This is a genomic window from Pseudonocardia petroleophila (assembly GCF_014235185.1).
GTDB classification, from domain to species: domain Bacteria; phylum Actinomycetota; class Actinomycetes; order Mycobacteriales; family Pseudonocardiaceae; genus Pseudonocardia; species Pseudonocardia petroleophila.
In genome coordinates this window covers 1,283,147-1,309,395 of the sequence record NZ_CP060131.1, presented here as the reverse complement: position 1 = coordinate 1,309,395, position 26,249 = coordinate 1,283,147, and the positions used below count along the sequence as shown (strand labels likewise).

General features: G+C 72.2%; 27 protein-coding genes. 16 read left to right on the top strand and 11 right to left on the bottom strand.

Translation table 11 applies throughout. The features are described from left to right. Positions 1–77 precede the first annotated feature (77 nt). The 3 genes from H6H00_RS06565 to H6H00_RS06555 are packed head-to-tail and all read left to right on the top strand — an operon-like array spanning position 78 to position 5,358. Entirely contained in the window at positions 78–2,411 is a 2,334-nt protein-coding gene (locus tag H6H00_RS06565; protein WP_221775813.1) for a glycosyltransferase family 2 protein, read from the top strand. Next, positions 2,408–4,360, top strand: coding sequence for a radical copper oxidase GlxA (glxA, locus tag H6H00_RS06560; protein ID WP_255425610.1), 1,953 nt, complete (start codon positions 2,408–2,410; stop codon positions 4,358–4,360). Before H6H00_RS06565 ends, glxA begins: the two co-directional genes overlap by 4 nt. Next, a complete protein-coding gene (locus H6H00_RS06555) occupies positions 4,357–5,358 on the top strand; it encodes a glycoside hydrolase family 6 protein (RefSeq protein WP_221775812.1) in 1,002 nt (333 codons plus the stop codon). Before glxA ends, H6H00_RS06555 begins: the two co-directional genes overlap by 4 nt. Positions 5,359–5,425: 67 nt before the next feature. On the opposite strand, the gene H6H00_RS06550 is transcribed toward H6H00_RS06555, so the two are convergent. From H6H00_RS06550 to H6H00_RS06540, 3 genes are all read right to left on the bottom strand, one after another. After that, a complete protein-coding gene (locus H6H00_RS06550) occupies positions 5,426–6,337 on the bottom strand; it encodes a carbohydrate ABC transporter permease (RefSeq protein WP_255425609.1) in 912 nt (303 codons plus the stop codon). Beyond that, positions 6,334–7,347 (bottom strand): carbohydrate ABC transporter permease, encoded by a 1,014-nt coding sequence (locus H6H00_RS06545; protein ID WP_185720437.1) that lies wholly within the window; start codon positions 7,345–7,347, stop codon positions 6,334–6,336. The genes H6H00_RS06550 and H6H00_RS06545 overlap by 4 nt, the downstream gene beginning before the upstream one ends. A gap of 77 nt (positions 7,348–7,424) precedes the next feature. Continuing rightward, entirely contained in the window at positions 7,425–8,720 is a 1,296-nt protein-coding gene (locus H6H00_RS06540; RefSeq protein ID WP_185720436.1) for an ABC transporter substrate-binding protein, read from the bottom strand. Positions 8,721–8,962: 242 nt separating this feature from the next. Between H6H00_RS06540 and H6H00_RS06535 the strand changes: the two genes are divergently transcribed. Next, the gene (locus H6H00_RS06535) at positions 8,963–10,021 is read left to right on the top strand and encodes a LacI family DNA-binding transcriptional regulator (protein WP_185720435.1); all 1,059 of its coding nucleotides are present in this window, start codon (positions 8,963–8,965) and stop codon (positions 10,019–10,021) included. Between the two features lie 159 nt (positions 10,022–10,180). Beyond that, positions 10,181–11,296 carry an ABC transporter ATP-binding protein gene (locus H6H00_RS06530; RefSeq protein ID WP_185720434.1) on the top strand — a complete coding sequence of 372 codons (1,116 nt, stop codon included), beginning with the start codon at positions 10,181–10,183 and terminating at the stop codon, positions 11,294–11,296. 46 nt (positions 11,297–11,342) lie between these two features. Here the strand turns inward: H6H00_RS06530 and H6H00_RS06525 are convergent, their stop codons facing one another. Next, positions 11,343–12,383, bottom strand: a complete 1,041-nt coding sequence (locus tag H6H00_RS06525) for a GNAT family N-acetyltransferase (RefSeq protein ID WP_185720433.1) — start codon at positions 12,381–12,383, stop codon at positions 11,343–11,345. A gap of 136 nt (positions 12,384–12,519) precedes the next feature. Between H6H00_RS06525 and H6H00_RS06520 the strand changes: the two genes are divergently transcribed. Further along, positions 12,520–12,942: an organic hydroperoxide resistance protein gene (locus H6H00_RS06520; protein WP_185720432.1), complete on the top strand. Its 423-nt coding sequence runs from the start codon at positions 12,520–12,522 to the stop codon at positions 12,940–12,942. Positions 12,943–13,062: 120 nt separating this feature from the next. Here the strand turns inward: H6H00_RS06520 and H6H00_RS06515 are convergent, their stop codons facing one another. Together H6H00_RS06515 and H6H00_RS06510 are read right to left on the bottom strand one after the other, a co-directional pair. Further along, the gene (locus H6H00_RS06515) at positions 13,063–14,886 is read right to left on the bottom strand and encodes a prolyl oligopeptidase family serine peptidase (protein WP_185720431.1); all 1,824 of its coding nucleotides are present in this window, start codon (positions 14,884–14,886) and stop codon (positions 13,063–13,065) included. A gap of 39 nt (positions 14,887–14,925) precedes the next feature. Continuing rightward, positions 14,926–15,369 carry a septum formation family protein gene (locus H6H00_RS06510; RefSeq protein ID WP_185720430.1) on the bottom strand — a complete coding sequence of 148 codons (444 nt, stop codon included), beginning with the start codon at positions 15,367–15,369 and terminating at the stop codon, positions 14,926–14,928. A gap of 127 nt (positions 15,370–15,496) precedes the next feature. Between H6H00_RS06510 and H6H00_RS06505 the strand changes: the two genes are divergently transcribed. The 3 genes from H6H00_RS06505 to H6H00_RS06495 are packed head-to-tail and all read left to right on the top strand — an operon-like array spanning position 15,497 to position 17,860. After that, the gene (locus tag H6H00_RS06505; RefSeq protein ID WP_185720429.1) at positions 15,497–16,237 is read left to right on the top strand and encodes a PaaI family thioesterase; all 741 of its coding nucleotides are present in this window, start codon (positions 15,497–15,499) and stop codon (positions 16,235–16,237) included. Positions 16,238–16,271: 34 nt separating this feature from the next. Next, the gene (locus H6H00_RS06500; protein WP_185720428.1) at positions 16,272–17,369 is read left to right on the top strand and encodes an AI-2E family transporter; all 1,098 of its coding nucleotides are present in this window, start codon (positions 16,272–16,274) and stop codon (positions 17,367–17,369) included. Then, positions 17,366–17,860, top strand: coding sequence for a GNAT family N-acetyltransferase (locus H6H00_RS06495; RefSeq protein ID WP_221775811.1), 495 nt, complete (start codon positions 17,366–17,368; stop codon positions 17,858–17,860). Before H6H00_RS06500 ends, H6H00_RS06495 begins: the two co-directional genes overlap by 4 nt. On the opposite strand, the gene H6H00_RS06490 is transcribed toward H6H00_RS06495, so the two are convergent. Further along, positions 17,845–18,051, bottom strand: a complete 207-nt coding sequence (locus tag H6H00_RS06490; RefSeq protein ID WP_185720427.1) for a hypothetical protein — start codon at positions 18,049–18,051, stop codon at positions 17,845–17,847. The two genes, H6H00_RS06495 and H6H00_RS06490, sit on opposite strands and share 16 nt — an antisense overlap. Before the next feature lie 53 nt (positions 18,052–18,104). Between H6H00_RS06490 and H6H00_RS06485 the strand changes: the two genes are divergently transcribed. From H6H00_RS06485 to H6H00_RS06475, 3 genes are read left to right on the top strand one after another with little or no spacing between them, the layout of a single operon-like run. Then, positions 18,105–18,929: an SDR family oxidoreductase gene (locus H6H00_RS06485; RefSeq protein WP_185720426.1), complete on the top strand. Its 825-nt coding sequence runs from the start codon at positions 18,105–18,107 to the stop codon at positions 18,927–18,929. After that, the gene (locus H6H00_RS06480) at positions 18,929–19,951 is read left to right on the top strand and encodes an LLM class F420-dependent oxidoreductase (protein WP_185720425.1); all 1,023 of its coding nucleotides are present in this window, start codon (positions 18,929–18,931) and stop codon (positions 19,949–19,951) included. Before H6H00_RS06485 ends, H6H00_RS06480 begins: the two co-directional genes overlap by 1 nt. A 38-nt stretch (positions 19,952–19,989) precedes the next feature. Further along, positions 19,990–21,024 carry a DUF6319 family protein gene (locus H6H00_RS06475; protein WP_185720424.1) on the top strand — a complete coding sequence of 345 codons (1,035 nt, stop codon included), beginning with the start codon at positions 19,990–19,992 and terminating at the stop codon, positions 21,022–21,024. A gap of 22 nt (positions 21,025–21,046) precedes the next feature. Here the strand turns inward: H6H00_RS06475 and H6H00_RS06470 are convergent, their stop codons facing one another. The 3 genes from H6H00_RS06470 to H6H00_RS06460 form a co-directional block, all read right to left on the bottom strand. Beyond that, a complete protein-coding gene (locus tag H6H00_RS06470; RefSeq protein WP_185720423.1) occupies positions 21,047–21,682 on the bottom strand; it encodes a GyrI-like domain-containing protein in 636 nt (211 codons plus the stop codon). 149 nt (positions 21,683–21,831) lie between these two features. After that, positions 21,832–22,260, bottom strand: a complete 429-nt coding sequence (locus H6H00_RS06465) for a DUF2510 domain-containing protein (RefSeq protein ID WP_255425812.1) — start codon at positions 22,258–22,260, stop codon at positions 21,832–21,834. A gap of 148 nt (positions 22,261–22,408) precedes the next feature. After that, on the bottom strand, positions 22,409–23,302 hold the full coding sequence (locus H6H00_RS06460) for a DUF5677 domain-containing protein (RefSeq protein WP_185720422.1): 894 nt from the start codon (positions 23,300–23,302) through the stop codon (positions 22,409–22,411). 464 nt (positions 23,303–23,766) lie between these two features. On the opposite strand from H6H00_RS06460, the gene H6H00_RS06455 reads away from it, so the two are divergent. The 4 genes from H6H00_RS06455 (at position 23,767) to H6H00_RS06440 (ending at position 25,785) form a co-directional block, all read left to right on the top strand. Next, a complete protein-coding gene (locus H6H00_RS06455; RefSeq protein WP_185720421.1) occupies positions 23,767–24,147 on the top strand; it encodes a TIR domain-containing protein in 381 nt (126 codons plus the stop codon). A gap of 1 nt (position 24,148) precedes the next feature. Then, positions 24,149–24,445, top strand: a complete 297-nt coding sequence (locus tag H6H00_RS06450) for a DUF7701 domain-containing protein (protein ID WP_185720420.1) — start codon at positions 24,149–24,151, stop codon at positions 24,443–24,445. After that, positions 24,442–24,969, top strand: coding sequence for a RipA family octameric membrane protein (locus H6H00_RS06445; protein ID WP_185720419.1), 528 nt, complete (start codon positions 24,442–24,444; stop codon positions 24,967–24,969). Before H6H00_RS06450 ends, H6H00_RS06445 begins: the two co-directional genes overlap by 4 nt. Positions 24,970–25,233: 264 nt before the next feature. Next, positions 25,234–25,785 (top strand): HD domain-containing protein, encoded by a 552-nt coding sequence (locus tag H6H00_RS06440; protein WP_185720418.1) that lies wholly within the window; start codon positions 25,234–25,236, stop codon positions 25,783–25,785. Here the strand turns inward: H6H00_RS06440 and H6H00_RS06435 are convergent. Continuing rightward, positions 25,776–26,246, bottom strand: a complete 471-nt coding sequence (locus H6H00_RS06435; protein ID WP_185720417.1) for an NUDIX hydrolase — start codon at positions 26,244–26,246, stop codon at positions 25,776–25,778. The genes H6H00_RS06440 and H6H00_RS06435 overlap by 10 nt on opposite strands. Positions 26,247–26,249: the final 3 nt, after the last annotated feature.

Here is a 26,249-nt window from a genome sequence, read left to right as displayed (position 1 = left end):
GTCACGTTGTGTTGTGTAACAGGCTCCGGCCGCCGCCACGATCACGCTCGTGAGTGAAGTCCATCGGGGGTAGTTGCGTGCACGACAGTCCGACCATCGGTCCGGAGACCGGTGCGTTCGCCGTCCGCGACTTCAGCCAGCTCTCGGGCGCGGTGGGCGAGGCCGGGCCGGGGTACCGGGTGCGGTTCCGCGGGGTGCACGCGTCGTCGGGCCGGCGCTCGTGGCTGGTGTCGCTGCTGATCATCACGCTGAACGTGGCGTTCGAGGCGGCGTTCGTCTACTGGCTGCTGCAGCCCTCCCACACCCCCGACATCGACACGACGCAGCCCGTCACCGTCGCCGCGAACGTCTTCGTCATCGCCTCCATCGCGCTGGTGGAGGGACTGCGGCTGGTCAACGTGTTCTCGCTGTCGCTGGCCTCGATGCTCGCGCGCGACCCGGTCCCGGTGCGCCCGGACCCCCGCCTGCGCGTCGCGTTCCTCACCACGATCGTGCCGGGCAAGGAACCGCTGGAGATGGTGCGCGCGACGGTGCAGGCCGCCCGCCGCATCCGCCACGACGGCGTGTTCCACGTGTGGCTGCTCGACGAGGGCGACGACCCCGCGGTGAAGGCGATGTGCCGGGCCGAGGGCGTCCGGCACTTCACCCGGCGGGGGATCCCCGAGTACAACCAGCCGACCGGCCACTTCAAGGCGAGGACCAAGCACGGCAACTACAACGCCTGGGTCGACCGCTACGGCCACCGCTACGAGGTCTTCCTCTCCGTCGACCCCGACCACGTGCCGCTGCCCAACTACGCGGAGCGGATGCTCGGCTACTTCCGCGACCCCGACGTCGCGTTCGTCGTGGGGCCCCAGTGCTACGCCAACGTCGACAACTTCGTCACCAAGGGCGCGGAGAGCCAGCAGTTCCCGTTCCACAGCGTGATCCAGCGCGCGGCCAACGCCTACGAGTCGCCGATGCTCGTCGGCACGAACAACGCGATCCGGATCGACGCGCTGGTGTGCATCGGCGGGTTCGCCGACTCGATCACCGAGGACATGGCGACCGGGCTCGCCATCCACTCCCGCCGCAACCCGGTGACCGGCGCGAAGTGGAAGTCGGTCTACACGCCCGACGTCGTCGCCGTCGGCGAGGGCCCGTCGTCGTGGAGCGACTACTTCTCCCAGCAGCTGCGCTGGTCGCGGGGCACGTTCGAGATCCTCTCCGGCCCGTTCTGGAAGCGGCTTCGCCGGCTCACCCCCGGCCGGACCCTGCACTACCTGCTCATCACGACGTTCTACCCGTCGATGGCGGCGGGCTGGATCCTCGGCGGCGTCAACGCGGTGCTGTACCTGACGATGGGCGTGTCCGGCATCGTCGTCCCGCCGCAGCTGTGGCTCGCCCTCTACATCGACGCCACCGCGTTCCAGCTGTGGGTCTACATCCGCAACCGGCGCTACAACGTCAGCCCGTACGAGGAGGAGAACTCGCCGGGCGTGCGCGGGATGGCGATGTCGGTCATCTCCTCGCCGATCTACGCGAGCTCGCTGATCGCCACGCTGCTGCGCCGGCCCGCGAGGTTCGTCGTGACGCCCAAGAGCGACGCCGCCACCCGCGACCGGCTGGTCACCTTCCGCCGCCACCTGCAGTGGACGGCGCTGCTCGGCGTCGCGCTCGCGGGCTCGGTCGTGCTCGGCTACGCGAACGTCGAGGTCATGATGTGGCCCGCGCTCGCGCTGCTGATCAGCCTCGCGCCGGTGGCGCTGTGGTGGCTCAACGCCGACGTCTCGCGCAGCGTCGCGACCGGGGCCGAGGTCGTCGACGCCGCGGTGGACGCCGACCCGGTCGTCCTGGCCAACGCGGTCCGCCCCGACGACCTCGACGACGACCCCGACGGCGGCGAGGAGCCGCTGCGCACCTCGCTGCGCGGCGTGCCGATCGACCCGCGCAGGGCCGACGCCCGGGCGGCGCGCCGGTCCGCCGTCGCGGCGGGCCCGGCCGGTCCGCGCCCGCCCGCCCCGGCGCCCGCCCGTCCCGGCCCGCCGTCCGGCCCGCCCGCCCCGCCTGTCCCACCTGTCCCGCGGACCGGTCCGCCCGCGCCGCGGCCCGGTCCGGGCCCGCGGTCGCCCGGCGGTCCGGTGCGGGTGCCGGTGCAGCCGGGCCATCCGGGGCACGGGCACGGTCTCCCGCCCGCCCCGCGGCCGCGGCACGACCCGGCCCGGTCGCGCCACGACGGCCCGCCCGTGCCGCGCGAGGCCCCCCGGCCCGGCGTGCCCGCGGGATCGCGGGCCGTGCACCCCCGGCCCCACCTCGACCCGATCGGGCGGGACCAGCAGGCCCCGCCCGCCGGTCTGCCCGTGGTCCCCCGGATCGCGCCCACCCCCCGACCCGGCCCCGACGGCCCCGACACCAGGAGCGACCCGACGTGAGGCGCCTGCTGCGCAGAACCCTGTCCGCGATCATCCGGCGCGGGCGCATCCTCACGATCATCCTGGCGCCCACCGTGCTGATCGCGGTGAACGTCCCGCCCGCGGTCGCCTTCGTCACCGAGATGCGCCACCAGCAGCTGATCGACAGCCCGGAGTACAAGGCCGAGTTCGGCCACTGGGACGTCGTCGAGCTGCCGGAGGACCAGCAGATCAACGCGATCCACGCCGCGCTCCTGCCCACCGGCAGGCTGCTGATCATCGCCGGCTCCGGCAACGACCGCGCGCAGTTCGACGCGGGCACGTTCCGGAGCCTGATCTACGACCCGGTCACCGGCCAGACCCGCACGGTGCTGACCCCGGCCGACATGTTCTGCGCCGGGCACGCGTTCCTCTCCGACGGCCGGCTGCTCGTCGCCGGAGGGACGCAGCGCTACGAGGTGCTCGAGGGGGACGTCCGGCTCGCGGCCGGCGCGATGCGCGTGAAGAACGAGTTCCCCGACGCCGGGCGCGACTTCCCGGAGGGCACCGAGTTCGTCGCCCCCGACGGCAAGTCCTACCGCGCGACGAACGCGTTCACGGTGCCGCCCGCGCAGAAGGAGATCGCGCGCGACGGCTCGGCGACGGTCACCGCGAGCGAGACGGTGGTGTGGGTGGAGGCCGAGGTCGAGGGCGCCCCCGGCGTCACCGCCGACCCGGCCCAGTACGCGATCACGGGGCTGACCGGCGCCGACGCGGAGAACTTCTACGGCCTGGCCGAGGACATGGACCTCGACAAGCAGGACTACCAGGGGATCGCCGACTCGTTCGAGTTCGACCCGGTCACCGAGGAGTACGTGCGCGTCGGGGACATGGTGCACGAGCGCTGGTACCCGAGCCTCACCCCGCTGTCGGACGGCACCGTGCTGTCGGTGTCGGGCCTCGACGGAACCGGGCAGATCCTGCCCGGCCAGAACGAGGTCTACGACCCGGCGACGAAGACCTGGACCGAGCGCCCCGACCTGTTCCGGTACTTCCCGACCTACCCCGCGCTGTTCCAGACGGCGGAACCCGGCGAGCTGTTCTACACCGGATCGAGCACGGGGTACGGGCCCGCCGAGGAGGGGCGGGTCCCCGGCTTCTGGCGGCTGGGGGACAACACCTTCGAGCCCGTGCCCGGGCTGCGCGACCCCGACATGATGGAGACCTCCGGATCGGTGTGGGCGGGTCCGGTGCAGGACCAGCGGATGCTCGTCGTCGGCGGGGGCGGGGTGGGGGAGTCCCCGCTGTCCACCGCGCGCACCGACGTCATCGACCTGACGGCCGAGCAGCCCGCCTACACGCCGGGGCCCGACCTGCCCCAGCCCACGCGCTACCCCAACGTCGTGACGCTGCCGACCGACGAGATCCTCATCGCCGGCGGCTCCCGCGACTACCGGGGCAAGGGGCAGAGCCACATCTTCGAGGCGAGCCTGTACACGCCGTCGTCGAACACGCTGCGGCCCGCCGCGGAGTCCTCGGTGGGCCGCGACTACCACTCGGCCGGCGTCCTGCTGCCGAACGGGCAGGTCGTCGTGATGGGCGGCGACGCCCTGTTCTCCGACCCGCTCAACACCCGCGACGCCGAGTTCGAGCACCGGCTGGAGATCTACACGCCGCCCTACCTGTTCCACGGCGAGCGACCGCAGATCACCGACGCGCCCGCGGCCGTCGCGCTCGGGGAGACGATGACGGTCGCCACGCCCGACGCCCCGCGGATCGACCGCGCCCGGCTGATCCGGCCGAGCGCCGCGACGCACGTCACCGACCTGGAGCAGCGCAGCGTCGCGCTCGACGTCGAGCGGCGCCCGGACGGCACGCTGGGGCTGACCGTCCCGGGCGAGGCCACGCTGGTGCCGCCGGGCTTCTACATGCTGTTCCTGGTCGACGACGAGGGCACGCCGTCGGTCGCGAGATGGGTGCAGGTGACGTGAGGCCCGCCCGTGCACTGGCTGCGCTGCTCGCGGTGGGGGTGGCGGCGGGCTGCTCCGCACCGCCCGCCGACGCCCCGGCCCCCGTCCCGGCCGCCGTCGTGTCGGGGTCGGGTTTCTACGTCGACCCGGACACCGCGGCCGCCGGGCAGGCGTCGCGCTGGGAGGCCGAGGGCCGCACCGAGGACGCCGCGCTGATCCGCCGCATCTCCGGGCAGCCGTTCCCGCTCTGGGTCACCGGCGACGCCGAGCAGGTGCGCGCGCAGGCGGCGGAGTACGTGGGGCGTGCGGCCGCCGCGGGCGCGCGCCCGCTGCTCGTGGCCTACAACATCCCGCACCGCGACTGCGGCAGCTTCTCCGGCGGCGGGGCGCCCGACGGGGACTACTACCGGTCCTGGGTCGCCGCGCTGTCCCTCGCCCTCGACGGCAGCGGCGCCACCGTGATCCTCGAGCCCGACGCCGTGCCGCACGAGCTGTCCGGCTGCGTCGACGGGGAGCTGCGCGACGAGCGCTACGAGCTCCTGGGCGCGGCGATCGACGAGCTCACGGCCGCGGGCGCCACCGTCTACCTCGACGCGGGCAACCCCGGCTTCATCTCCGACCCCGACGCGCTCGCCGGCGCGCTGGAGCGGTCCGGGGTGGACCGGGCCGACGGGTTCTCCCTCAACGTCGCGAACTTCCGCACGACCGAGGAGAACATCGCGTTCGGCACGGCGATCTCGGAGCGCCTCGACGGGGCGCGGTTCGTCGTCGACACCAGCCGCAACGGTGCGGGTGCCCCGCCGGAGGAGGACATCGACGGGGCACCCAGCTTCTGCAACCCGCCCGGCCGCGCGCTCGGCGCCGCCCCGACCCTGGACGCGGGCCACCCCCTGGTGGACGCGCTGCTGTGGGTCAAGCGCCCCGGCGAGTCCGACGGCGCATGCCGCCCCGGCGAGCCGGAGGCCGGGCAGTGGTACCCGGACTACGCGCTGGGCCTGGCCGAGCGCGCCGCGGGCTGACCGACCGGAACGGCGACGGCGGGGCCCGGCCGCAGCCGGACCCCGCCGTTCGCCTGAGCTCACGCGGTCAGGACTTCACCCCGCCGGCGGTGAGCCCGGCGACGATCCGGCGCTGGAAGATCAGCACCATGATCACCAGCGGCACGGTGAGGATGATGCCCGCCGCCATGATGCTGCCGGTCGGGATGTCCCGGCCGGTGGTGCCGGTGAAGAACGTGACCGCCACCGACGCCGTGCGGATGTCGGCCCGGTTGGTCATGGTCAGGGCGATGATGTACTCGTTCCAGGCCGCGACGAACACGATGATCGCGGTGGTGAACACGCCCGGCGCGGCCAGCGGCAGGATGACCAGCCGGAACGCCTGGCCCTGGGTGCACCCGTCGATCATGGCCGCCTGCTCCAGCTCCGCGGGCATCTGCCGGAAGAACGCGGTGAGGTTCCAGACCGCGAGGGGCAGCGCGAACGACATCGCCGGCAGGATCAGCGCCTGGTAGGAGTTGATCCAGCCGATGTCGGTGAACAGCTTGAACAGCGGGATCACCATCGCGATGCCGGGGAACATCGACGTCGCGATGATGATGCCCAGCGCGAGGTTCTTGCCGCGGAACTCCAGGCGGGCCAGCGCGTAGGCCGCGAACGTGCCGATGACCAGCACGAGCACGGTGGTGATGCCCGCGACGATCACGCTGTTGCCGAGCGCGATCGCGAAGTTGTTCTTCGGGTCGAACACGTCGACGAAGTTCTGGAACGACGGCGGCGACGGCACGATCGCGGTGTCGAACGTGTCGGTTGGCCGCCGCAGGCTCGTGACGAGCATCCAGTAGAACGGCGCGAGGCAGTAGACGATGAGGGCCGTGATGCCGAGGTAGGCGGCGTACTGGCCCCAGCTGCCGGTCGGCTGGAACCGGCGCCTGCCCTCCGGTACGGCGGCGGCGTCCTGCGCCTCACCCTGCTGGGGGGCGCCGATGGCGACGGTCACGGCATGTCTCCCTTGGCGACGGTGCGCAGGCGGCGTCGGCCACCGGCGGGCTTGGGCGTCTTCTGCTTGGCGTCGCCGATGAGGTCGGCGCCGAGGAGGCGGACGAAGGCGTAGGCGACGACGACGATGTAGAGGAACAGCAGCACCGCGTACGCCGCGGCCGCCCCGAAGCGGACGTTGGAGTTCTCCAGGAACGCGAGGATCGACACCGTCTCGACGCTCGGCTTGCCCTGGCCCACCAGCACGAACGGCAGGTCGAACATCCGCAGCCCGTCGAGGATGCGGAACAGCACCGCCACCAGCAGCGCGGGCTTCACCAGCGGGAGCGTGATGCTCCAGAACTGGCGCAGGGCGCTGGCGCCGTCGACCTTGGCCGCCTCGTACACCTCGGCCGGGATGACCTGCAGGCCGGCGAGCACGAGCAGGCCGATGAACGGCGAGGTCTTCCAGACGTCGGCGATGATGATCGCCCACTGGGCCTGCGCCCCGTCGGTCGACCACAGCACCTGCGTGCCGAGCAGGTCGTTCGCGATGCCGTTGGCGTCGAAGATCCAGCGCCACAGCAGCGCGGACACCACCGTCGGGATCGCCCACGGGATGAGGATGCTGGCGCGGATGATGCCCTTGGCGCGGAACGCGCGGTTCATGATCAGGGCCATCGCGATGCCGAGGATCACCTCGAGCGTGACGGTGACGACGGTGAAGTACGTGGTGTTGTAGAAGGCGTTCCAGAAGCGCTCGCCCGCCGCGCCGGTGAAGATCGCGGTGTAGTTGTCGAGCCCGACGAACTGGTCGCCCTGCACGACGAAGCCGGACTCGTCGACGCCCTGGCTCTGGCTGAACAGCGACTGGTACGTGCCCGCCAGGATCGGGTAGCCGATGACGATGAGCAGTACGAGCATCGTCGGCGTGAGCAGGATCCGCGCCAGCTTGCCCTGCTGCCGGGTGTCCTTGTCCCCGTGGGTGGTGGGCGGGGGCTTCTTCTGCGCCGGCGCCTCGATGGTTGCCATTTCCGACCTCCTCGACGAAGGGGCGGTGGACGGACGTGCCGTCCGTCCACCGCCCGTTCGGTTCTGCTCCGGCTGCGTCAGTTGGTGGTGAGTGCCTCGAGCTGGGTCTGCAGCTGCGTCAGGGCCTCTTCCGAGGTCATCTCGCCGGTCAGTGCGCCGTACGCGGCGTCCTGGATGGCGAGGGTGGCGTCGCCGTAGCGGACCACCTTCGGACGCGGGACCGCGGTGAGGATCGACTCCTTCAGGACGGGCAGGTACGGGAACTCGGTCTGCAGGGCCGGGTCGTCGTAGATGGAGGTGTAGATCGGGGCCTGCGAGGCCAGCTCCAGGTACTTCTGGCTGTTCTCCAGCGTCGTGTAGAACTTGATGAACTCCAGCGCGGTGGCCTTGTTCTGGGAGAACGTGGAGATGCCGAGCGCGTGGCCGCCGAGGCTGGACACGCCGGGCCCGTCCAGGCCGGGCAGCGGCGCCACGGCGAAGTTGCCGGCCACCGACGACGAGCCGTCGGTCGCGTTGGCCAGGGAGTACTGGTAGGGCCACTGCCGCTGGAAGATCAGGCGACCCTCCATGAAGGCGCGACGGCCCTCCTCCTCCTTGTAGGTGATCGCCTCGGCCGGGATCTCGCCGCTGGCGAAGCCGTTGACCAGGAAGTCGAGACCGGCCCGCGCCTCGGGGGTGTTGACGTTGGGGGTGCCGTCGTCCTCGGTGATGACGCCGCCCGCGCCGTTGACGACCTCGGCGAAGTTGACGGTGAGGCCCTCGTACTTCTCGAACTGACCGGCGTAGCAGGCGACGCCCGCGCCCTGCGGGGTGGCCTGGATCGCGGCGCACTGCTCACCGAGCTCGGCCCAGGTGGTGGGCGGGGCGGTGATTCCGGCGGCCTCCAGCAGGTCGGTCCGGTAGTAGAGCATCCCGCCGTCGGAGGAGTTCGGCACCGCGTAGAGCTTGTCGAGGTAGCGCGCCGAGTCGATCACCGGCGGCAGCATGTCGTCGACGGGGAACTGGTCCTCGGGCAGCTCGACGATGTACCGGTTGGCCGCGAACTCCGCGGTCCAGACGTTGTCGACGACGAGCACGTCGAAGGCGTTGGACTGGGCCTGGGCGTTCTGGATCATCTGCTGGCGCTGCGCGTCGGCGCTCTCCGGCAGCTCGATCAGGGTGACCGTCTCGTCGGGGTGGGCGGCGTTCCACTCGTCGAGGATCCCCTGGACGAACCCGGACACGTCCTTGCCCTGCACCAGCGTGATCGGGCCGGTGCCCTCCAGTGCGGTGCCGGCCGTGCCGCCGCCGCCCCCGCCGCCCCCGCCGCACGCGGTGAGGACGAGTGCGGCGATGGCCGTCATGGCTCCGAGCGCGGTTGACCTGCGGCGCATGAGCGGCTCCCTTCTGTGCTGTGTCGACCGTGGCGCGTCCCGGGCGTACGACGCCGAGACAACGTTTGCGCTCAGCAGAGTGGCACGGGTCATACCCGCATGGATAGAGTGAAGTCCGCGTTACTTTTTCGTGACTATGCACGCCTGACCTGGCGGTTGTCCTCGCGGGTCTCGGTGCAAGCGTGTGCATCACGAAGAAGGGATTCGTCCGCTCGGCGGTACCGTGATAGAAGGGCGGTCTGATGGCGGAAGGCACTGAGGACGCAGCTCGGCCGGACCGCCGCCCACGGCACGCGAGCATCCTCGACGTCGCGGCGCTCGCCGGGGTCTCCCCGTCGACGGTCTCCCGGTCGCTGCGGGGCCACGAGACGGTCGCGGCCGCCACCCGACGGCGCGTCGCCGAGGCGGCCAGGGAGCTCGCCTACACGGTCTCGCCGCACGCGTCGGGACTCGCGTCGGGGCGCACGCTGTCGGTCGGCGTGGTCGTGCCGTTCGTGACGCGGTGGTTCTACGCCAATGCCGTGGCCGGTGCCCACGACGCGCTGCGGGAGGCCGGCTTCGACGTCCTGCTCTACCACCTCGGCGACGCCGCCGCCCGCGACCGGTTCTTCGACCGCATGCCGCTCGCCCGCCGCGTCGACGCGGTCCTCACGCTGTCGCTCCCGCTCACCGACGAGCACACGCTCGCGCTGCGGGCGCTCGACATGCCCCTGGTCACGCTCGGGGCCCGGCTCGACGGCGTCTCCTCGGTGCGCGTCGACGACGTCGCGGCCGCCCGCAACGCGGTCCGGCACCTGCTCCACCAGGGGCACCGGGACATCGTCATGATCACCACCCGGCAGGACGACGAGGGGTTCGGCTTCGTCGCGGGGCCGGACCGGGTGCAGGGGTACCGGCAGGCGCTCGCCGCGGCCGGCCTGGACGCCCGCGGCGACGTGGTGGAGGCCGGCACCTACGGGATCGAGGGCGGAGCGGAGGCGATGGCGCGGATCATGGAGCGGCCGCGGCTGCCCACGGCCGTCCTCGCGGAGTACGACGAGGTGGCGATCGGGGCGGTGCGCACGCTGCGGCGCAGCAGCGTGCCGGTGCCGGGGCGGATCTCGGTGGTGGGGATCGACGACCACGAGATGGCCTCGGTTCTCGACCTGACCACGGTGGCCCAGCCGGTCCGGGAGCAGGGTGCGATCGCCGCCCGGCTGCTGCTCGACCAGCTCGACGGCGGCGCAGCGGGCCCCGTCGACGTCGTCGTGCCCACCCGGCTGGTCGTCCGTTCCAGCACCGGGCCGCCGCAGGGCGCCTGAGCCGCGGGGCGCCCGAACCGACTGTGGCGCGCGGCACAGATCCCGTGCGACAGTGACCGGGCGCCGACGTCGACCTGCAGACCGGTCAACCATGCAGGCAGGCCCGGGGATCCCCGGGGGCCCGGCGCGCCCGCCCACGACCTCCCCGGAGGAACCACCATGGCCAGCATCACCTTCGACGGTGCCACGCGCACGTACCCGGGTGCCCCGCACCCCGCCGTCGACGCCCTCGACCTCGACATCGCCGACGGCGAGTTCCTCGTGCTCGTCGGCCCGTCCGGCTGCGGCAAGTCCACCTCGCTGCGCATGCTGGCGGGGCTGGAGGAGGTCACCGGCGGCAAGATCCTCATCGGCGACAAGGACGTCACGCACCTGCCGCCGAAGGACCGCGACATCGCGATGGTGTTCCAGAACTACGCGCTCTACCCGCACATGACCGTCGCCGACAACATGGGCTTCGCGCTCAAGATCGCCGGCATGGGCAAGGAGGAGATCCGCAAGCGCGTCGAGGAGGCCGCGAAGATCCTCGACCTCGACTCCTACCTCGACCGCAAGCCCAAGGCGCTGTCCGGCGGCCAGCGCCAGCGCGTCGCGATGGGGCGCGCGATCGTCCGCAGCCCGCAGGTCTTCCTCATGGACGAGCCGCTGTCCAACCTCGACGCCAAGCTGCGCGTGCAGACGCGCACGCAGATCGCGGCGCTGCAGCGGCGCCTGGCCACCACGACCGTCTACGTCACCCACGACCAGGTCGAGGCCATGACGATGGGCGACCGCGTGGCGGTGCTCAAGGACGGGCTGCTCCAGCAGGTCGACACCCCGCGCAACCTCTACGACCGCCCGGACAACGTGTTCGTCGCCGGCTTCATCGGCTCGCCCGCGATGAACCTCGCCGAGGTCCCGATCTCGGAGGACGGCGCGGAGATCGGCGGGCACACCCTGCCGCTGCAGCGCTCGGTCCGCTCGGCCCTGTCGGCCGAGGGTGCGCGCACGGCGACGCTCGGGTTCCGCCCGGAGTCGATCTCGGTGGTCGGCGACGGCGAGGGCTTCCCGTTCGAGGTCGTCGTCGTCGAGGAGCTCGGGTCCGACGCGTTCGCCTACGGCAGCCTGAAGATCGACGACGGGTCCGTCGCGGGCGACGCCAAGCTGCTCACCGTGCGCGTCGACGCCCGTACGCCCCCGCGCAAGGGCGAGATCATCCACCTGGCCATCCGCCCGGGCGAGGAGCACGTGTTCTCGCCGGGCACCGGCTCGCGGATCGCGCCCGCGGAGTCCTGACCGGTCCGGGCAAGGGGCGGCCTGCGGGCCGCCCCTTCCCGGGGGACTACCCGACCAGGGTCCCGCTCGAGGTCGGCAGGGCGGCGCGCAGCCGCACCTCGCCGTCGGAGATCTCCGCCGACGGGCGCAGCCCGGCCCGGCGCAGCAGGCGCGTGACGCCGAGGTCGTCGGGGCGTGCGACGCCCGTCAGCTCGGACAGTCCGCGGTCGGCGGCCATGTCGGCCATCCGCCGCAGCAGGGACGTGCCGACGCCGCGGCCGTGCCAGGCGTCCGCGACGAGCACGCCGAACCGGGCCGCGGTCGGGCCGTCCGGGCCGAAGGTGGCGATGCCCACGGCGCTGCCGCCGTCCACGGTGATCGCGAGGACGGCCTCGCCGTCGTCGCCCCCGAGGAGGCGTTCCAGCTCGGCGGCGTCCAGCCGCGGGGCGGGGCTGAGGAAGCGGGACCGCCGCGTGGCCGGGGAGCAGCGGGCGTGCAGGGCCGCGACCAGCGGGGCGTCGCCCGGGGTGGCGGCGCGCATCCGCACCTCGGAGCCGTCGCGCAGGAGCAGGATGCGGTCGTCGCGCTCGGGCGCGGTGGGCGGGCGCAGCGCGAGCTGCGCCGCGAGCTCCAGCAGCGCGGCGGCGCGGGAGATCTCGGTGGCGGTGAACGGCCAGGCCCGGCCCAGGCGCAGCTGCCGCGCCCCCACGCGCAGGGCGTGGGTGTGACCGCCCGGATCGGGATCGGCCGGATCGACCAGGCGCGCGCGCAGCATCGTCGCGACCGCCCGCGGGGCGCTCCCCGGGTCGGCCGCCACCATGCGCGCGAGCGCGAGCGCCGTCGTCGCGGGATCGGCGAGCTCCTGGGCGTCGGCCCGCACCAGCAGCGAGCACGGGATCCCGGCCCGCTCGACCGCGGCCGCCATCTCCGCCGCGTCGATCCCCGGCGGTACCCGGACCAGCAGCTCGTCGGTGACCGACCCGTCGTCGGCCGGCTCGCCGACGACGTGCAGCGAGATGATGTTGCACCCCGCGTCGCCGACCGCCGTGGCGAGCTCGCCCAGCCGGCCGGGCCGGTCCTCCAGCTCCACGTGCACACGCCACAGCATCGAGCCGCCACCTCCTCGGGACGACCGCCATCGTGCGCGCCGCGTGTTTCCGTCCGGCTACCGACGCGTGACGGCGCGGGGTCGTCGACCGGAGGTATGTTGTGCGCGACAAGGTTTTCGACGGAAGGACAGCACCATGGCGGACGCGATCTACACGGCCGAGGCGACCTCGTCGGGCGGAGGCCGGGACGGGCGGGTCCGGACCAGCGACGGGATCATCGACCAGGACCTGAAGATGCCGCCCGCCCTCGGCGGTCCCGGTGGGGCCACCAACCCCGAGCAGCTCTTCGCGGCGGCCTACGCCACCTGCTTCCACGGCGCGCTGCGGCTCGTGGCGAAGAACAAGGGCGTGCAGGTGCCCGACGGCGCCACCGTCGACGCGTCGGTGAGCCTGGCCCCCGACGACACCAGCTTCGGCATCAGCGCGGTCATCACGGCCCACCTCCCCGGGCTCGAGCAGGCGCAGGCCGACGAGCTCGTCGAGGGCGCCCACCAGGTGTGCCCGTACTCGAAGGCCACCCGCGGCAACGTCGACGTGGAGCTGAAGGCCACCGTCTGACGCTCGGCCCCGATTGACGCTCGGCCCCGATTGCCGCTCGGCCCCGATTGCCGCTCGGCCCCGATTGCAGTATGGCCACCGTCACGCAACGAGACGGCGTGAAGGTGGCCATGCTGCAACTCAGGTGAGGGCGCGCCGGGCGAAGTCGATCTCCGTCGCGATGTGCTGGAGCGTCTGGTCCACCACCAGGCTGCCGTGGCCGGCGTCGAACCGCGCCACCTCGTAGGTCACGTCGCCGCGGGCGGCGAGGGCGTCGAGGTAGTTGTCGATCTGCCGGATCGGGCAGCGCGGGTCGTTCTCCCCGGCCAGCACGAGCACCGGCACCCGGACGGCGTCGACGTAGGTCAGCGGTGACGCCGTCCGGTACAGCTCCGGCACCTCCTCCGGCGACCCGCCGAACAGGGCGCGGTCGAACGCGCGGAGCTGCTCCATCTCGTCGGCGTAGGCGGCGACGTAGTCGGCCACCGGCACGCCCGCGAGCCCCGCGGCCCACCGCTGCGGCTGCGTGCCGACGGCGAGCAGCGCCAGGTAGCCGCCCCACGACCAGCCCTCGACGACCGACCGCGCCGGGTCGATGAGGCCCTGCGCGACGCAGGCGTCGAACACCGCGGCGACGTCCTCCAGCTCCGTGGTGCCCGGGCGGCCCTCGATCGCGTCGCGCCACGCCGAGCCGTAGCCGGTGGAGCCGCGGTAGTTGACCTCGACGACGACGAACCCGGCCTCGACCCACGCCGCGCGCATCGCCCCGAACCGGTCCTCGTCGGCCGCGTGCGGGCCGCCGTGCAGGCTGAACACCGCCCGCCCGTCGCCGTCGGGCGGGGTGGCGACGAGCGCGTGGATGCGCCCGCCGGGCCCGTCGACCCACAGGTCGGTGACCGGCACCGAGCCCGGCGCGCGCTCCCCGGGCGGGGTCACGAGGACGCGGTCGGTGCCGTCGGGGTGCAGCGCCCGGATCGTCGACGGCTCGGCGGCGGAGCTGCAGCTGTACTCGACGGTGCCGTCCGGCCGGACGTCCGCCGAGCCGACGCACCCGGCGGCGACGGGCAGCTCGGTGAGCACGCCGGTGTCGAGGTCGTAGCGGTGCAGGCGGGTGCGGGCGGCGTGGGTGTGCCCGACGAGCAGCGCGCGCCCGTCGGGGGTGAAGTCGGCGGAGACCTCGCCGGGCAGGCCGAGGTCGAGCTCGGTCTCGGTGCCGGCGACGACGTCCCAGACCAGCAGCTCCTCACGACCGCGGCGCTCGTGCTGCACCAGCAGCCGGGGGTCGCCCGCGACCGGGGCGAACGCGATCGCGCCCAGCCCCTTGCCGGGCCCGTCGTGCAGCTCGGCGACCGTGCCGCCGTCGGCGACGCGGACCACCCGCAGCGACGGGTGCCGCGAGTCGCCGTGCTCGGAGTGGCCGATCGCGAGCAGGGTCTCGTCCTCCGACAGCGCGCCGACGCCGGCGTCCTCGGCGTGCTCGTACACGACCGTCGCGGGTGCGTCGGGGTCGTGGCGCAGCCAGATGCGGGTGCCGTCGTCGGTGGAGGTGCCCACGACGGTGACGCGGCGGCCGATCTCCAGCCCGGCGGGGTAGCCGTCCTCGACGCCGGGCAGGGCGGGCGCCGCCGCGGTCCCGTCCGGCGCGAACGGCTCGACGACCCAGTGCCCGAACTCGTCGCCGTCGGTGTCGGCGAACCACCAGACGGCCGACCCGTCCGGCGGCAGCGTCGCGGAGTGGGTGCCGCTCGGGCGGTCGGTGACGCGGCGGTGGGTGTCGGTGGCGCGGTCCCAGACGTAGATCTCGGTCGTCCCGCTGGCGTTGGAGGTGTAGAGGCAGCGGTCGGGTGCGTCCAGGGCCCACGCCGGGCGAGACATCCGCGGCGCGGTGAACCGGGCCCGCCAGCGCTGCTCGCGCTCGTCGTCGAACAGGGTCTCGGGTACGGGGGCGGCGGGATGGGTCGTCACGACCCGGATCCTGCCGCACGGCCACCCGGCCCGCCCCGGTCAGCGGTTGGCGCCGCGCAGGGACCCCGCCTCGAGCGGGCTGCCGTCCTGGGTGGTCAGGATGCAGACGATCTCGCGGTCGTCGTCCTCGTTCCACGTCTCGAGACTCGGGGAGAGCGTCGAGTAGTAGATCTCCGAGTCCTGGTAGGGCTTGCCGACGTAGTCCTGGAAGGCCTGACCCGAGCACAGCTGCTGGGCCTGCTCGTTGACGGCCTCGTCGCCGGGGAAGTCGCCGTCGGGGAGCTGGGGGAGCGCGTAGATCTCGCCGGCGTGCGGCTCCGAGCAGTCGACGGTGGGCAGGGAGCTCACCTGGTCGCCGGTCGCGGCGTCGGCGATGCACTGGCCGACCTCGAGGTTCAGCACGCTGGTGCCGCTGCACGCGGAGACGGAGAAGAGAGCGCCTGCGGCCAGTGCGACGGCGGCACGTCGAGCGATCGGGTTCATGATCCAGCTCCTGGGGGGATCCGTCGGGGCGGCGAAATAGTAGGAGCGACGGTCGCCGGCTCGTGATTCCGCGCGGCGATCAGTGCCTGATCGTTATCCGCGCCCTCCGGCGGGTTACGGTCCCGCCGTGCCCGTCTCGACGCTGGACCGCCTCCGCGCCGCGGTCACCGACCCCACCCGGCTCGCCCCGGCGTCGCGGACGGTCGGGGCGCGGCTCGTCGAGGTGGAGCCCGGGCTGGTCGTCGCCGGGCTGCCGTCCGCGGAGGTGCTGCCGCCGCTCGGGGCCGCGCTCGTGCTCGCCGACTTCCTGCTCGGCGCCGTCGTCGGCACCGGGTTGGCGCCGGGGCAGCGGGTGAGCACCCTGAGCCTGCACGCGTCGGTCCACGCGCCCGGCACGGGAGCGCTGACGGCGACGGCCCGGCTCGGGCACCTCGGCGCCACCGGCGTGAGCACCGCCGAGGTGTGCGCCGCCGACGGGTCGCCCGTCGCGACGCTGAGCAGCCGGTGCGCGGTGCTGCCCGCGGCGGGCCCGCCGCCGGTCGCGGAGTCCTCGCCCGCCGCGCTGGCCCTGCGGGTGACGCCCGGTGCCGCGTCCGCGACGGCCGACCCGGGGTTGGCCAACTTCGGCTCCACCGTGCAGGGCGGGGTGCTGGCCACGGTCCTCGCGCACGCCCTTGACGCCGCGGCGGGCGGGGTGGAGCTCGACGTCACCTTCGTCCGCCCGGTCCCCACGGACGGCACGGTGTTCACCGCCCGGGCGACACCGGTGCACGCGGGCTCGCGGTTCACGGCAGGCCGTGCGGAGCTGCACGACGCCCGGGGCCGGCTCGCCGCGGTGGGTGCGGCCGGCCGCTGGATCGGCTCGTGAGGGCACCCGGACCCCGGTCTGCCACCATCTGCGCGTGACCGACGCCGCACCCCGCACGGGCGGGAGCTGGACGAACCCGCTGTTCGGCTTCGCCGCCGCCGTCGTGACGATCGCCGGGCTGCAGGCGTTCGGCGGGCTCCTCGGCCCGCTGTTCCTCGCGCTGGTGCTGATGGTGACGGTCGCCCCGATCGCCGGCGCGCTGCGGCGCCGGGGCGTGCCGCGCTGGCTCGCCACGCTCGTCACCCTCGGGTCGGTGTACGCGATCCTGGTCGCGCTCGTCGGCTCGCTCGTCTACGCGGTCGCCCAGCTCGCGGCCGTGCTCCCGACCTACAGCGGCCAGCTCAACGACCTCCTCCGCGCCGCCTCCGACCTGCTCGCGACGATCGGCGTGGGGCCCGCCCAGATCCAGGCCGCGCTCGACCAGTTCGACATCGGCAGCCTCGTCGGCGTGCTGCAGGGCTTCCTCGCGCAGTTCGCCGGGCTGCTGTCGAACCTGCTGCTCATCCTGTCGGTCCTGCTGTTCATGGCGTTCGACTCCGCGACCTTCCCGGAGCGGATGACGGCGCTCGCCCGCTCGCGCCCGCACGTCGTCGACGCGCTCACCTCCTTCGCGCACGGCACCCGCCGCTTCCTCGCCGTCGCCACCGTGTTCGGGCTGGTCATCGCCGCGCTCGACGTGGCGGTGCTGCTGGTGCTCGACGTGCCGCTCGCGCTGGTGTTCGGGCTGCTCGCGTTCGTCGCGAACTTCGTGCCCAACATCGGGTTCGTCATCGCGCTCGCCCCGCCCGCGCTGCTCGCGCTGCTGGAGGGCGGGCCGGGGCTCATGCTCGCGGTGGTCGTCTCGTTCATGGTGATCAACGTGGCGCTGCAGACGGTGATCCAGCCGCGGTTCGTCGGCGACGCGGTGGGGTTGTCGGTGACGGTCACCTTCCTCGCGCTGGTGTTCTGGGGGTTCGTCGTCGGGCCGCTGGGTGCGCTGCTGGCGATCCCGCTCACGCTGCTGGCCAAGGCCCTGCTCGTCGACATCCACCCGCACACCCGCTGGATCGACGTCCTCATCCGCGACGACGTGCCCGGGGCCGACGAGCCGGAGGAGCCCCGGCCGGACGCCGGTGCCGGGGTGACGCCGTGAGCAGGACGGCTCCCGGGGTCCGTGCGCGACGACCGGAGGACGTGGCGGGCTGCGTCGCCGCGCTGCGGGCCGTGCACGACGCCGACCGCTACCCGACGGCCTGGCCCGCCGATCCCGCGGCGTGGCTCGACCCCGACGGGCTGACGGCGGCATGGGTCGCCGAGGTCGACGGCGCGATCGTCGGGCACGTCTGCGTCGCGGCCGCCGCCGACGCGGCCGTCGTCGCCGACACCGGCGTGCCGGCCGACCTGCTCGTCGCGGTCAAGCGGCTGTTCACGACCCCGGCCGCCCGCGGTCGCGGGGTGGCGGCCGCGCTCGTCGCCGCAGCCGCGGCCGGCGCGGGCGAGGGGCTGTGGCTCGACGTCGTCGACGGCGAGCCCGCGGTCGCGTTCTACGAGCGGCTGGGCTGGCGCCGGGTCGACACCCGGCCCGCCGACTGGATGGCCCAGGACGGCCGCCGCCGGACCGTCCACGTCTACGTCGCGCCCTGACCCGCCGCCCGCAGCTGCCCGGTCCCGCCGGCCGGGGCGTCGAGGTCGGCGTCGGTGAGGCCGTCGAGCACGGCCGGCCACTCGGCGCGCAGCCACACCACCGTCGACGTCAGCTCGCCCGGCCGGTGGATCTCCGTGCAGGCCCCCGTGCGCGCCGCGGCCGGGTCGTCCCGCCCACGGGGCCCCCGCACCGGCCCGCCTCCGATACGGTCAGCACTGACTGTCCGTCGAACCTGGAGCTGATGTGACCGACTCCCTCAAGGGCCGCACCATCGTGATGTCCGGCGGCAGCCGCGGCATCGGGCTGGCCATCCTGACCGCCGCGGCCAGGCAGGGCGCGAACGCCGTGCTGCTGGCCAAGACCGACCAGCCGGACCCGCGCCTGCCGGGCACCGTGCACACCGCGGTCGCCGAGATCGAGGCCGCGGGCGGGCGGGCCGTCGCCGTGGTCGGGGACGTGCGCGAGGAGGCCGACGTCGCCCGCGCGGTCGCGACCGCCGTGGAGACGTTCGGCGGGGTGGACATCGTGGTGAACAACGCCTCGGCGCTGAACCTGGCCGGGACGCTGGACCTGACCCCGAAGCGCTACGACCTCATGCAGCAGATCAACAGCAGGGGCACCTTCCAGCTGACCCGCGCGGCGCTGCCGCACCTGTTCGACAGCGACGACGCCCAGATCGTCACGCTGTCGCCGCCGATCAACCTGGCGCCGCACTGGCTGGGGAGGTTCCCGGCGTACGCGCTGAGCAAGATGGGGATGACGCTGCTGACGCTGGGCTTCGCCGCGGAGTTCGCGGAGAAGGGCGTGCGGGCCAACTGCCTGTGGCCGCAGACCACGATCGCGACGGCGGCGGTGGTCAACCTGCTCGGCGGCGAGGAGGCGGCCGGCCGGTCGCGCAGCGTCGAGATCATGGGTGATGCGGCGGTCGCGCTGCTCACCGATGCCGAGCGGCCGACCGGGCAGATCTTCCTCGACGTCGAGGCGCTCGCGCGGTCGGGGAGGACCGACCTCTCGGAGTACGGCGGCACCGACGACCCCGAGCTCGACTTCTTCGTGGACTCCCTCTGATGGACCTCGGACTGGCGCTCGGGTACTGGGGAGCGGGCCCGGACCCCGCGACCGCCGACCGCGTCGCCGCGGCCGAGGACCTCGGCTTCGACTCGATCTGGACCGCCGAGGCCTACGGCTCCGACGCCCTGACCCCGCTGGCCTGGCTGGGCGCGCGCACCTCGCGCGTCCGGCTGGGCACGTCGGTGGTGCAGATGTCCGCCCGCACCCCCACGGCCACGGCCATGGCCGCGCTGACGCTCGACCACCTCTCCGGCGGCCGGATGGTCCTCGGCATCGGCGCGTCCGGGCCGCAGGTCGTGGAGGGCTGGTACGGGCAGCCCTACCCCAGGCCCCTCGCGCGGACCCGGGAGTACGTGCAGATCCTGCGGTCGGCGATCGCCCGCGAGCGCGTCGAGTTCTCCGGGGAGCACTACGCGATCCCGCACCCCGGCGGGGCCGGGCTGGGCAAGCCGCTGCGCCCGACGATCCACCCGCTGCGCGACGACCTGCCGATCCTGCTGGCCGCGGAGGGCCCGAAGAACGTGGCGCTGGCGGCCGAGATCGCCGACGGCTGGCAGCCGCTGTTCTACGCGCCGCGCCACGACGCGTTCTACCGCGACCGCCTCGCCGAGGGCTTCGCCCGCCCCGGGGCGCGGCGGACCGCCGAGGACTTCGAGGTCGTCTGCATGGTGCAGGTCGTGGTCGACGACGACGTCTCCGCGGCGGCCGACCGGGTCCGGCCGATGCTCGCGCTCTACATCGGCGGCATGGGGGCCAAGGGCGCGAACTTCCACTACGACGTGTTCGCGCGCATGGGCTTCGAGGCCGAGTGCGCCCGCATCCAGGAGTCCTACCTGGCCGGGCGCAAGGACGAGGCCGCCGCCGCGGTGCCGCTGGACATGGTGGAGCAGGTCGCGCTGGTGGGTCCCCGGAGCAAGATCGCCGAGGAGCTCGACGTGTGGCGGTCGTCGTTGATCACGACGATGGTCGTCGGCGGCGACCGGGCCGAGCTGGAGGTCGTGGCGGAGCTGGTGGGGTAACGGCCCGTCGCCGGTCGGGACTGTCGGGGGTGCCGGGCATGATGCGCACGGACGACGCGAGGGAGACGACGGGGATGACGGCACCGGGTGCGCTGACGGAGCAGGACGTGGTGGCCGTGCGGGAGTCCGCGGCCGCGGGGAAGCCGGTGACGGTGTGGTTCACCGAGGCCGCCGTCGGCGTGCCCGCGGGGCGGTCGGCGAAGGTGTCCGCGGTCGGCGACGCGTCCGAGGGCGACTTCATCCAGGTCAAGCCGGCCGGGTCGCGCGACACGATGTTCTGCTCGCCGAACGAGCTGACCCTCACCCGTCCGGCCCGCCGGTCCGCCACCGCGCCCGCGGCCACCGGGAAGGCGGCCACCGGGAAGGCGGCCACCGGGAAGGCGGCCACGGGGAAGGCGGCCACGGGGAAGGCGACCGCCGTGGCGGCCGCGGCGGGACCGGGTCCGGCCACCCGGGCCGCCGCTCCCGACGGCGCACCGGTCCGTCCGGCCGCGGCCCGCGGCGCGACGCCCGGTGCGGGCGCCTCGACGTCGACGCCCCGGCCCGCCGCCGGCAGCGGCCCGGCCACCTCCACGGCGGCCACGCCCACCGCCGGTGCACCCACCGCCGGTGCGGCCACCTCCACCGCGGTCACCGCCGGCGCAGCCACCGCCGGTGCGGCCACCGCCGGCGAGGCCACGTCCACCGGGCGGTCCGGCCCGGCCGGGTCCGCACCGGCGGCGTCCGGCCGGGCCGGGTCCGCGGCCGACCTGGCGCGGGCCGGCACGCCGGTGCCCACCACCCGCCCGGCGCGGGTCAGGGCCGCCCGTCCGTCGGGGATGACGGTCACGCTGGAGGCCACGCCCGAGGGCGAGTGGAGCGTCGAGGTGCGGGTGGGCACGAAGCGGGTCGTGCCCGCGGTGCCGGTCCCGGCCGCCGACCTGGCCACCGCGGCCCGGTCCCTGCCGCCCGCCGTCGCCGAGGCGATCGAGTCGTCGCTGGAGGGGGCGCGGCAGCGGCAGCGCGACCGCGTGGAGCAGCTGCGCTCCGAGCTCGACGCCGCCCAGCGCGTGCTCGACCAGCTCGACGTCTGATCCGCCGGGATCTCCGCGACCGCTACCGGCGATCGTCGACGAGCTCCCGCACCGGCTGCCGCAGGATCGTCCGTCGCCTGGCCGGCTCGACCCGCCGCGGGTCGCTGAGGTAGATCTCGTGGTGCCGACCGGCCGGGACGAGCCCTCGGCCGGGGAGGAACTCCTCGTGGACGCGCCTCAGGAGCCCGGCCTCGTCGTCGTAGGCCCCCACGTGCAGCGCCTGCACGCAGCGTCCCTCCGACAGCGTCTCCAGCCGGACGTCGGCGAGCCGCTCGGGGCGGCGCCTCCCGGATCCCAGCCGCCCGACGGCGTCGCCGACCATCCCGGCGGTGATCCAGTCGGGCTGCAGGATCAGCAGCGTCCAGTCCCACCGGCTCTTGTCCCGTGCGGTGGTGAAGGCGTCCATGTCCTGCGCCCACCACAGCCCCTCCAGCGGCATCACGACGTGGTCGCGGCCGAGCTCGGCCCGCGCGGCGGACTTCAGCGCGTAGGCGAGCGGGTAGAGCGCGGCGACGGCGTCGGCGTAGACGGACGTGTTCGGGTCGCCGTGGCCGTCGATCATCAGGTACTGCAGGTCCGGCACGTCGACGACCTGCGGCGCGTCCCGCCGCGCGCGGTAGCAGGGCAGCTCGCGCTTGAGGTCGACCGTGCCGTCCACGCTTCTCCCGGAAAGACCGAAGGCCCTCTGAACCTACTGGTCAGAGGGCCTTGCGTGTGGTCGGGGTGACAGGATTTGAACCTGCGACCTCTTCGTCCCGAAGCAATGGAGCCGGGCCATCGACGAGGAACGATCCGCAGGTCAGCCTGCTACCAGCGTCCGTGGCCGTCCGCCGGGCGGTACGGCTGTACTGCCCGGTTGTCACTCAGTTGGTTACTCAGCGCCGGAGGCCGGCCCCCAGGCTGCAGCGGCTGCGTGTGCTCGGTCCAGCGGCCGCCGTCCCACCAGCGTTGCACCCCGGAGTCCTGGTCCGGGTACCAGCCGGCCGGCGGCATCGGCGGGGGAGGGGCGAGGTACGCCTGCGCGTTGACAGGGGCGATGCGCTGCGCCTGGGCCTCGACGTGGTGCACGTGCGCCTGGGCCAGCTGCTCGCGTTGGAGCTCCAGCGCCTGCATGTTCTGGGCGACCTGGGCTCGCGTCGCGTTGCGGGTCTGGCGGGTGTACCGCGCGGTGCGCTCCTTGTCGGAGCGGAAGTCCACCAGCCCAAGCGTGCTGATGCTGGTCATCTTGCGGATCATGCCCACGGGCGGCTCTCCCTCTACGTGCTTGCCTGCCCAGGTCCTTCGGTCGAAGCGGTCCACCCGTTACGCCCGGATCGTGACGAGTACTTCGATGCGACGTCGAGCGCGCAGTGCGCTGATCGTTCGAGCTGCCCGGCCATAGCCGTCAGCGCAGGGGAGGTGGAGGCCGTCCATTGTGTGTCGTCTCGGCCGCCTTGTCCTGTCGCGCCGCATGTTTCGCAAGACGTCGCGCCCGCTGATCTTGTTGACGTCGTTTAATGCCGGCTTCGCTCAGCTTCAGCTCGACAGGGATGTCCAGGCGGCGGGCCTGTCCGCGCAGCCACTCGCGGCTCGGGTGTTTGGAATCAATTGTGTCCATCGCGCGTGCTGCCCAGATCAGGCCGATACAGGTGGGGTAAAGAAACATGATCGGGTCGGTGACCGGCCGCGGTTCGATTGCAATCTCCGGCGGCTCGTGCCGCTCTATGTAGCGCTCCGCTAGTGGAATTCCGGGATGCACAAGGGAAGAGAGAACCCGGAACTGCATGTAGCAGTCACCGCCTCGGTCCAGGTCGCTGCACATCTCATTGAACTTGCGTGCAGGGTCGTCGGACATGGATTTGTTGTAACGCGGTTCCGCGCTAACGAGGTCAATCAGTTGCTGAGCCTCCGCGTGGCTCTGCCACGAACCAAGATTCTTCAGGGTGGCCACCGTGTTGCGGCGTTGCCGCTGTTCCTCGTTCAGCACGCCCCAGACGGCCTCATCGCCGTAGGCGAGCAACCATTGAACAGTGACGCCATGCTCCAGCACGGATCGAGCCGTCGGTGCCGTCTCGACGTGCATGCCTTGGTCGCTAAGGAGCGCAACCGCGTGACCTAAGCGATGAGCGCTGGAAGCCAGCCCGCCGATCAGCTTCGCCCGGGAGAGAGTCCACAACTTTCCGCGCGGCGTGGTCGCCTCGATCGGCCCTTCGCGCCACCGTGTGATCAATTCATCGAGCAGGTTGCGGAGGTCGGTGACGTGCTCAGGTCCGTGGAAGCTAGCGTCCTCACTCACCATGCTGGGCACAGTAGTGAGGACCGTCAATGAACGTAGCCCCACCACGGCTCTGACGGGCTTCGGTGTCAAGGCGGACGCAGAGTTCCGCGTGCTGACAGGTCGTGCTGTCGCGTGACCGCTGAGCTGGGTGTTCGTGCTGGCGCGTCTCGGGAGGTGATGGCCGCCCCAGGCCGCGTGCTCCGGGTTTGCTCCGCCCGCCACGCTGGGGCTCGTGTGGCATCCCGTCGACCTGGCAACGCCCGACCGCGCGGCGGCCCGGGGGCAGCCCTCGGCGCAACCGCCGGCTGACGTTGTGCAGCTCTGCCCCCGGGACGTCGTGTGGTAGCCCTCGGGGGAGGTCGATGGGATGCCACACCCGGCCATCCCGGAGACCTGCCGCCCGGCGAGGGCAGATGTTGCTTGGGCGCGTCAACGGCACACCCAACGGAGTTCATGGAAAACTCGCCGTGAGTGGAAGGAGTCGCATGGCCCCCCGTGCGTTTGTCAGTTTTGAGATGGAAGATCGATGGGCAAGGGACTTCCTTGTGCAGCAAGCTAAAGACAAGAACAACGACATCTCGTTCGTGGATTACTCTGTTCAAGATCCGTTCGATAGTTCATGGAAGACAGAGTGTAAGCTGCGTATTGCGCGAACGAAGGGGACGATCGTCCTTGTCGGACCTACGACGTACAAGTCTGAGGCGGTCCTATGGGAGATTGCCGAGACTGTTCGGCAAGGCCACTACATCTTTGGCATTCAGATAAACAGAGACAAGACACATAGCATCCCCGCTGGACTTCCCGCTAAGAATGTGGTCCGTTGGGACTTCGATCAGATCATCAAGTGGCTCTCGACTTGGGTTTGATTTGAACTACATCGACCAGCTCGCTTATGAGATACGCGAACAGGTCCCACGCAAAGATCTTCCAGACGAGAGCTCTCTTCCGCTCTTTCGGATCTATGCCGTGCTATTGCTTGCCAAGGGCGGCAGGGTGGATGCTCGCGACGTGCACAATGCCTGGGTTGCGTGGAGCAATGACGTGAATCCAGGCCATGCTTCCTCGGTGCCATTCGAAGAACTGTCCAGGGATGTCGCGTTGGAGGACATGCCGTACGTCCGGGCCATCCATGAGGTGGCCGCAAGGGTGGAGCGCAATCTGTGACCGGCCCCGGCCCGTTAGACGCAAATCTGTTTCCTAACGGCCTGCCTCAGTCGGAGAAAGAAATGGATCGACTCTTTGAGCTGTACAAACTAATGGTTGCCAGTTCTGAGGCGCTCGTTGCTCGTCGGCAAGGTCTCAACACGTTCTTTCTGACTGTTAATGGGGCAATTGTGACGGTGGCCGGGCTTATTCTGACCAATGGAAGAGACGCGCGACTGCAAGCGGTAGCGATGCTGGCGCTCACTCTGACTGGTGGAATTCTGTCGACGGCGTGGCGCACTCTGATCGTATCGTTCGGTCAGCTCAATACTGGTAAGTTCGCCGTAATCAACCGAATCGAGCAGCTGTTCCCTGCCGCGATCTTTCTGGCTGAATGGAAGGCGCTTGGAGAGGGTCGCCAACCGAAGCGGTACCGCACGTTCACGTCACGCGAGGTGTGGACTCCGTGGGCATTCATTGCCGTATACGCTGTAGCGTCCAGTGTGGAGATTCTCATTGCCACTGGCGTGATTGTGCTGCCGTAGCGCGTCGGCAGAGGGAGCAGCCGCGCGCCGCGCGGGGACCGGCCGGAGGCCGCACGCCCCGCGCGAGCGCTTGCGGCTGCATCGGACACAGCGCCGCGCGGCGCCGCACGGCGCCGCCTTGAACAGGGATTGAAAGTCTGAACACCGCAGCCGATGGCTGCGTCGGACCGGTCCTGAGCTGCGCCGATGGGCGAATTGACGAAGACGTTGTTGACGGCGCGGTTAGCGGTGCTCGTGCGTCCGTAGGCTCGCAAGGTGCAGCTAGTGGAGTGGGCCGAGTCGACGGCCGAGGTGTTCTTGAGCGATGCGTTGCCCCGGCGATGGGCGCACGTGCAGAACGTGGCCGCTCGGGCGGGCCGGCTGGCGCCCCACCTCGGCGAGGACGGCGAGATCCTGCACGTCTCTGCGTGGCTGCATGACGTCGGCTACGCGCCGCCTCTGGCAGTGAGCGGATTCCATCCCCTCGACGGCGCCCTCTACCTTCGGACCGTCGACGTCCCGGACCGCGTCGTTGACCTCGTCGCGCTGCACTCCTCCGCGTCCGCGGAAGCGTCGGCCCTGGGCCTCGACGGCCAGATGGTCGGCTTCGTCGACGAGCGCAGCCTGACCCGTGACCTGCTGTGGTTCGTGGACATGACGATCGGCCCGGACGGGCAGTGCATGGACTTCGAAGCGCGGATGGACGACGTCCGGGCCCGCTACGCCCCCGCCCACTACGTGATCCAGGCTCTCGACGCGGGGATGGCGGAGCGGCGGGCAGCGGTGGCGCGGGCTTCGGAGTGGATCGACAGCGTGGGGATTGCCGATCAGGTGTAGTGCGGCTCAGTAGCAGACGAGTAGCCGTGCTCGATGCGGAGACGGATGGATGGATGGACGTCGAGTCCGGCGACCTGGTCGCGCTGGACCCACAGTGCCTCGGTGGTCTCATCGCTCGGTCGCGGTTCCCCGCCGACGGCTCGGCCGCGGAAGCAGATCGAGAACTCCTGCCGGACCTCCCCGTCGCTGAACTCGATGACGTGGTGGGGGTTGGAGTAGATGCCGATCAGGCCGGTGACCTCGATGGTCACGCCGGTCTCTTCTTCGGTCTCGCGGATGACGGTCTGGGTCATGGTCTCGCCGAGCTCGTGGCGCCCACCGGGCAGCGCGTACTTGCCGCTGTCGGTGCGCCGGATCATCAGCAGGCGCTCGGAGTCGTCGACGACGAACGCGCTCGCGGCGATGACGATGCTGGTCGCCTTCGGGGCGTCGGGATCGTGGTAGTGGTCGGTGCGCGCCATGCC

Bases quoted from the DNA above. Each gene is read 5' to 3' on its own strand.
- H6H00_RS06535 (WP_185720435.1), top strand. From the start codon at position 8,963: ATGGCGGAAGGCACTGAGGACGCAGCTCGGCCGGACCGCCGCCCACGG.
- H6H00_RS06435 (WP_185720417.1), bottom strand. From the start codon at position 26,246: ATGGCGCGCACCGACCACTACCACGATCCCGACGCCCCGAAGGCGACC.
- H6H00_RS06530 (WP_185720434.1), top strand. From the start codon at position 10,181: ATGGCCAGCATCACCTTCGACGGTGCCACGCGCACGTACCCGGGTGCC.
- H6H00_RS06525 (WP_185720433.1), bottom strand. From the start codon at position 12,383: ATGCTGTGGCGTGTGCACGTGGAGCTGGAGGACCGGCCCGGCCGGCTG.
- H6H00_RS06480 (WP_185720425.1), top strand. From the start codon at position 18,929: ATGGACCTCGGACTGGCGCTCGGGTACTGGGGAGCGGGCCCGGACCCC.
- H6H00_RS06545 (WP_185720437.1), bottom strand. From the start codon at position 7,347: ATGGCAACCATCGAGGCGCCGGCGCAGAAGAAGCCCCCGCCCACCACC.
- H6H00_RS06455 (WP_185720421.1), top strand. From the start codon at position 23,767: ATGGCCCCCCGTGCGTTTGTCAGTTTTGAGATGGAAGATCGATGGGCA.
- H6H00_RS06460 (WP_185720422.1), bottom strand. From the start codon at position 23,302: ATGGTGAGTGAGGACGCTAGCTTCCACGGACCTGAGCACGTCACCGAC.
- H6H00_RS06510 (WP_185720430.1), bottom strand. From the start codon at position 15,369: ATGAACCCGATCGCTCGACGTGCCGCCGTCGCACTGGCCGCAGGCGCT.
- H6H00_RS06475 (WP_185720424.1), top strand. From the start codon at position 19,990: ATGATGCGCACGGACGACGCGAGGGAGACGACGGGGATGACGGCACCG.
- H6H00_RS06520 (WP_185720432.1), top strand. From the start codon at position 12,520: ATGGCGGACGCGATCTACACGGCCGAGGCGACCTCGTCGGGCGGAGGC.
- H6H00_RS06540 (WP_185720436.1), bottom strand. From the start codon at position 8,720: ATGCGCCGCAGGTCAACCGCGCTCGGAGCCATGACGGCCATCGCCGCA.
- H6H00_RS06465 (WP_255425812.1), bottom strand. From the start codon at position 22,260: ATGATCCGCAAGATGACCAGCATCAGCACGCTTGGGCTGGTGGACTTC.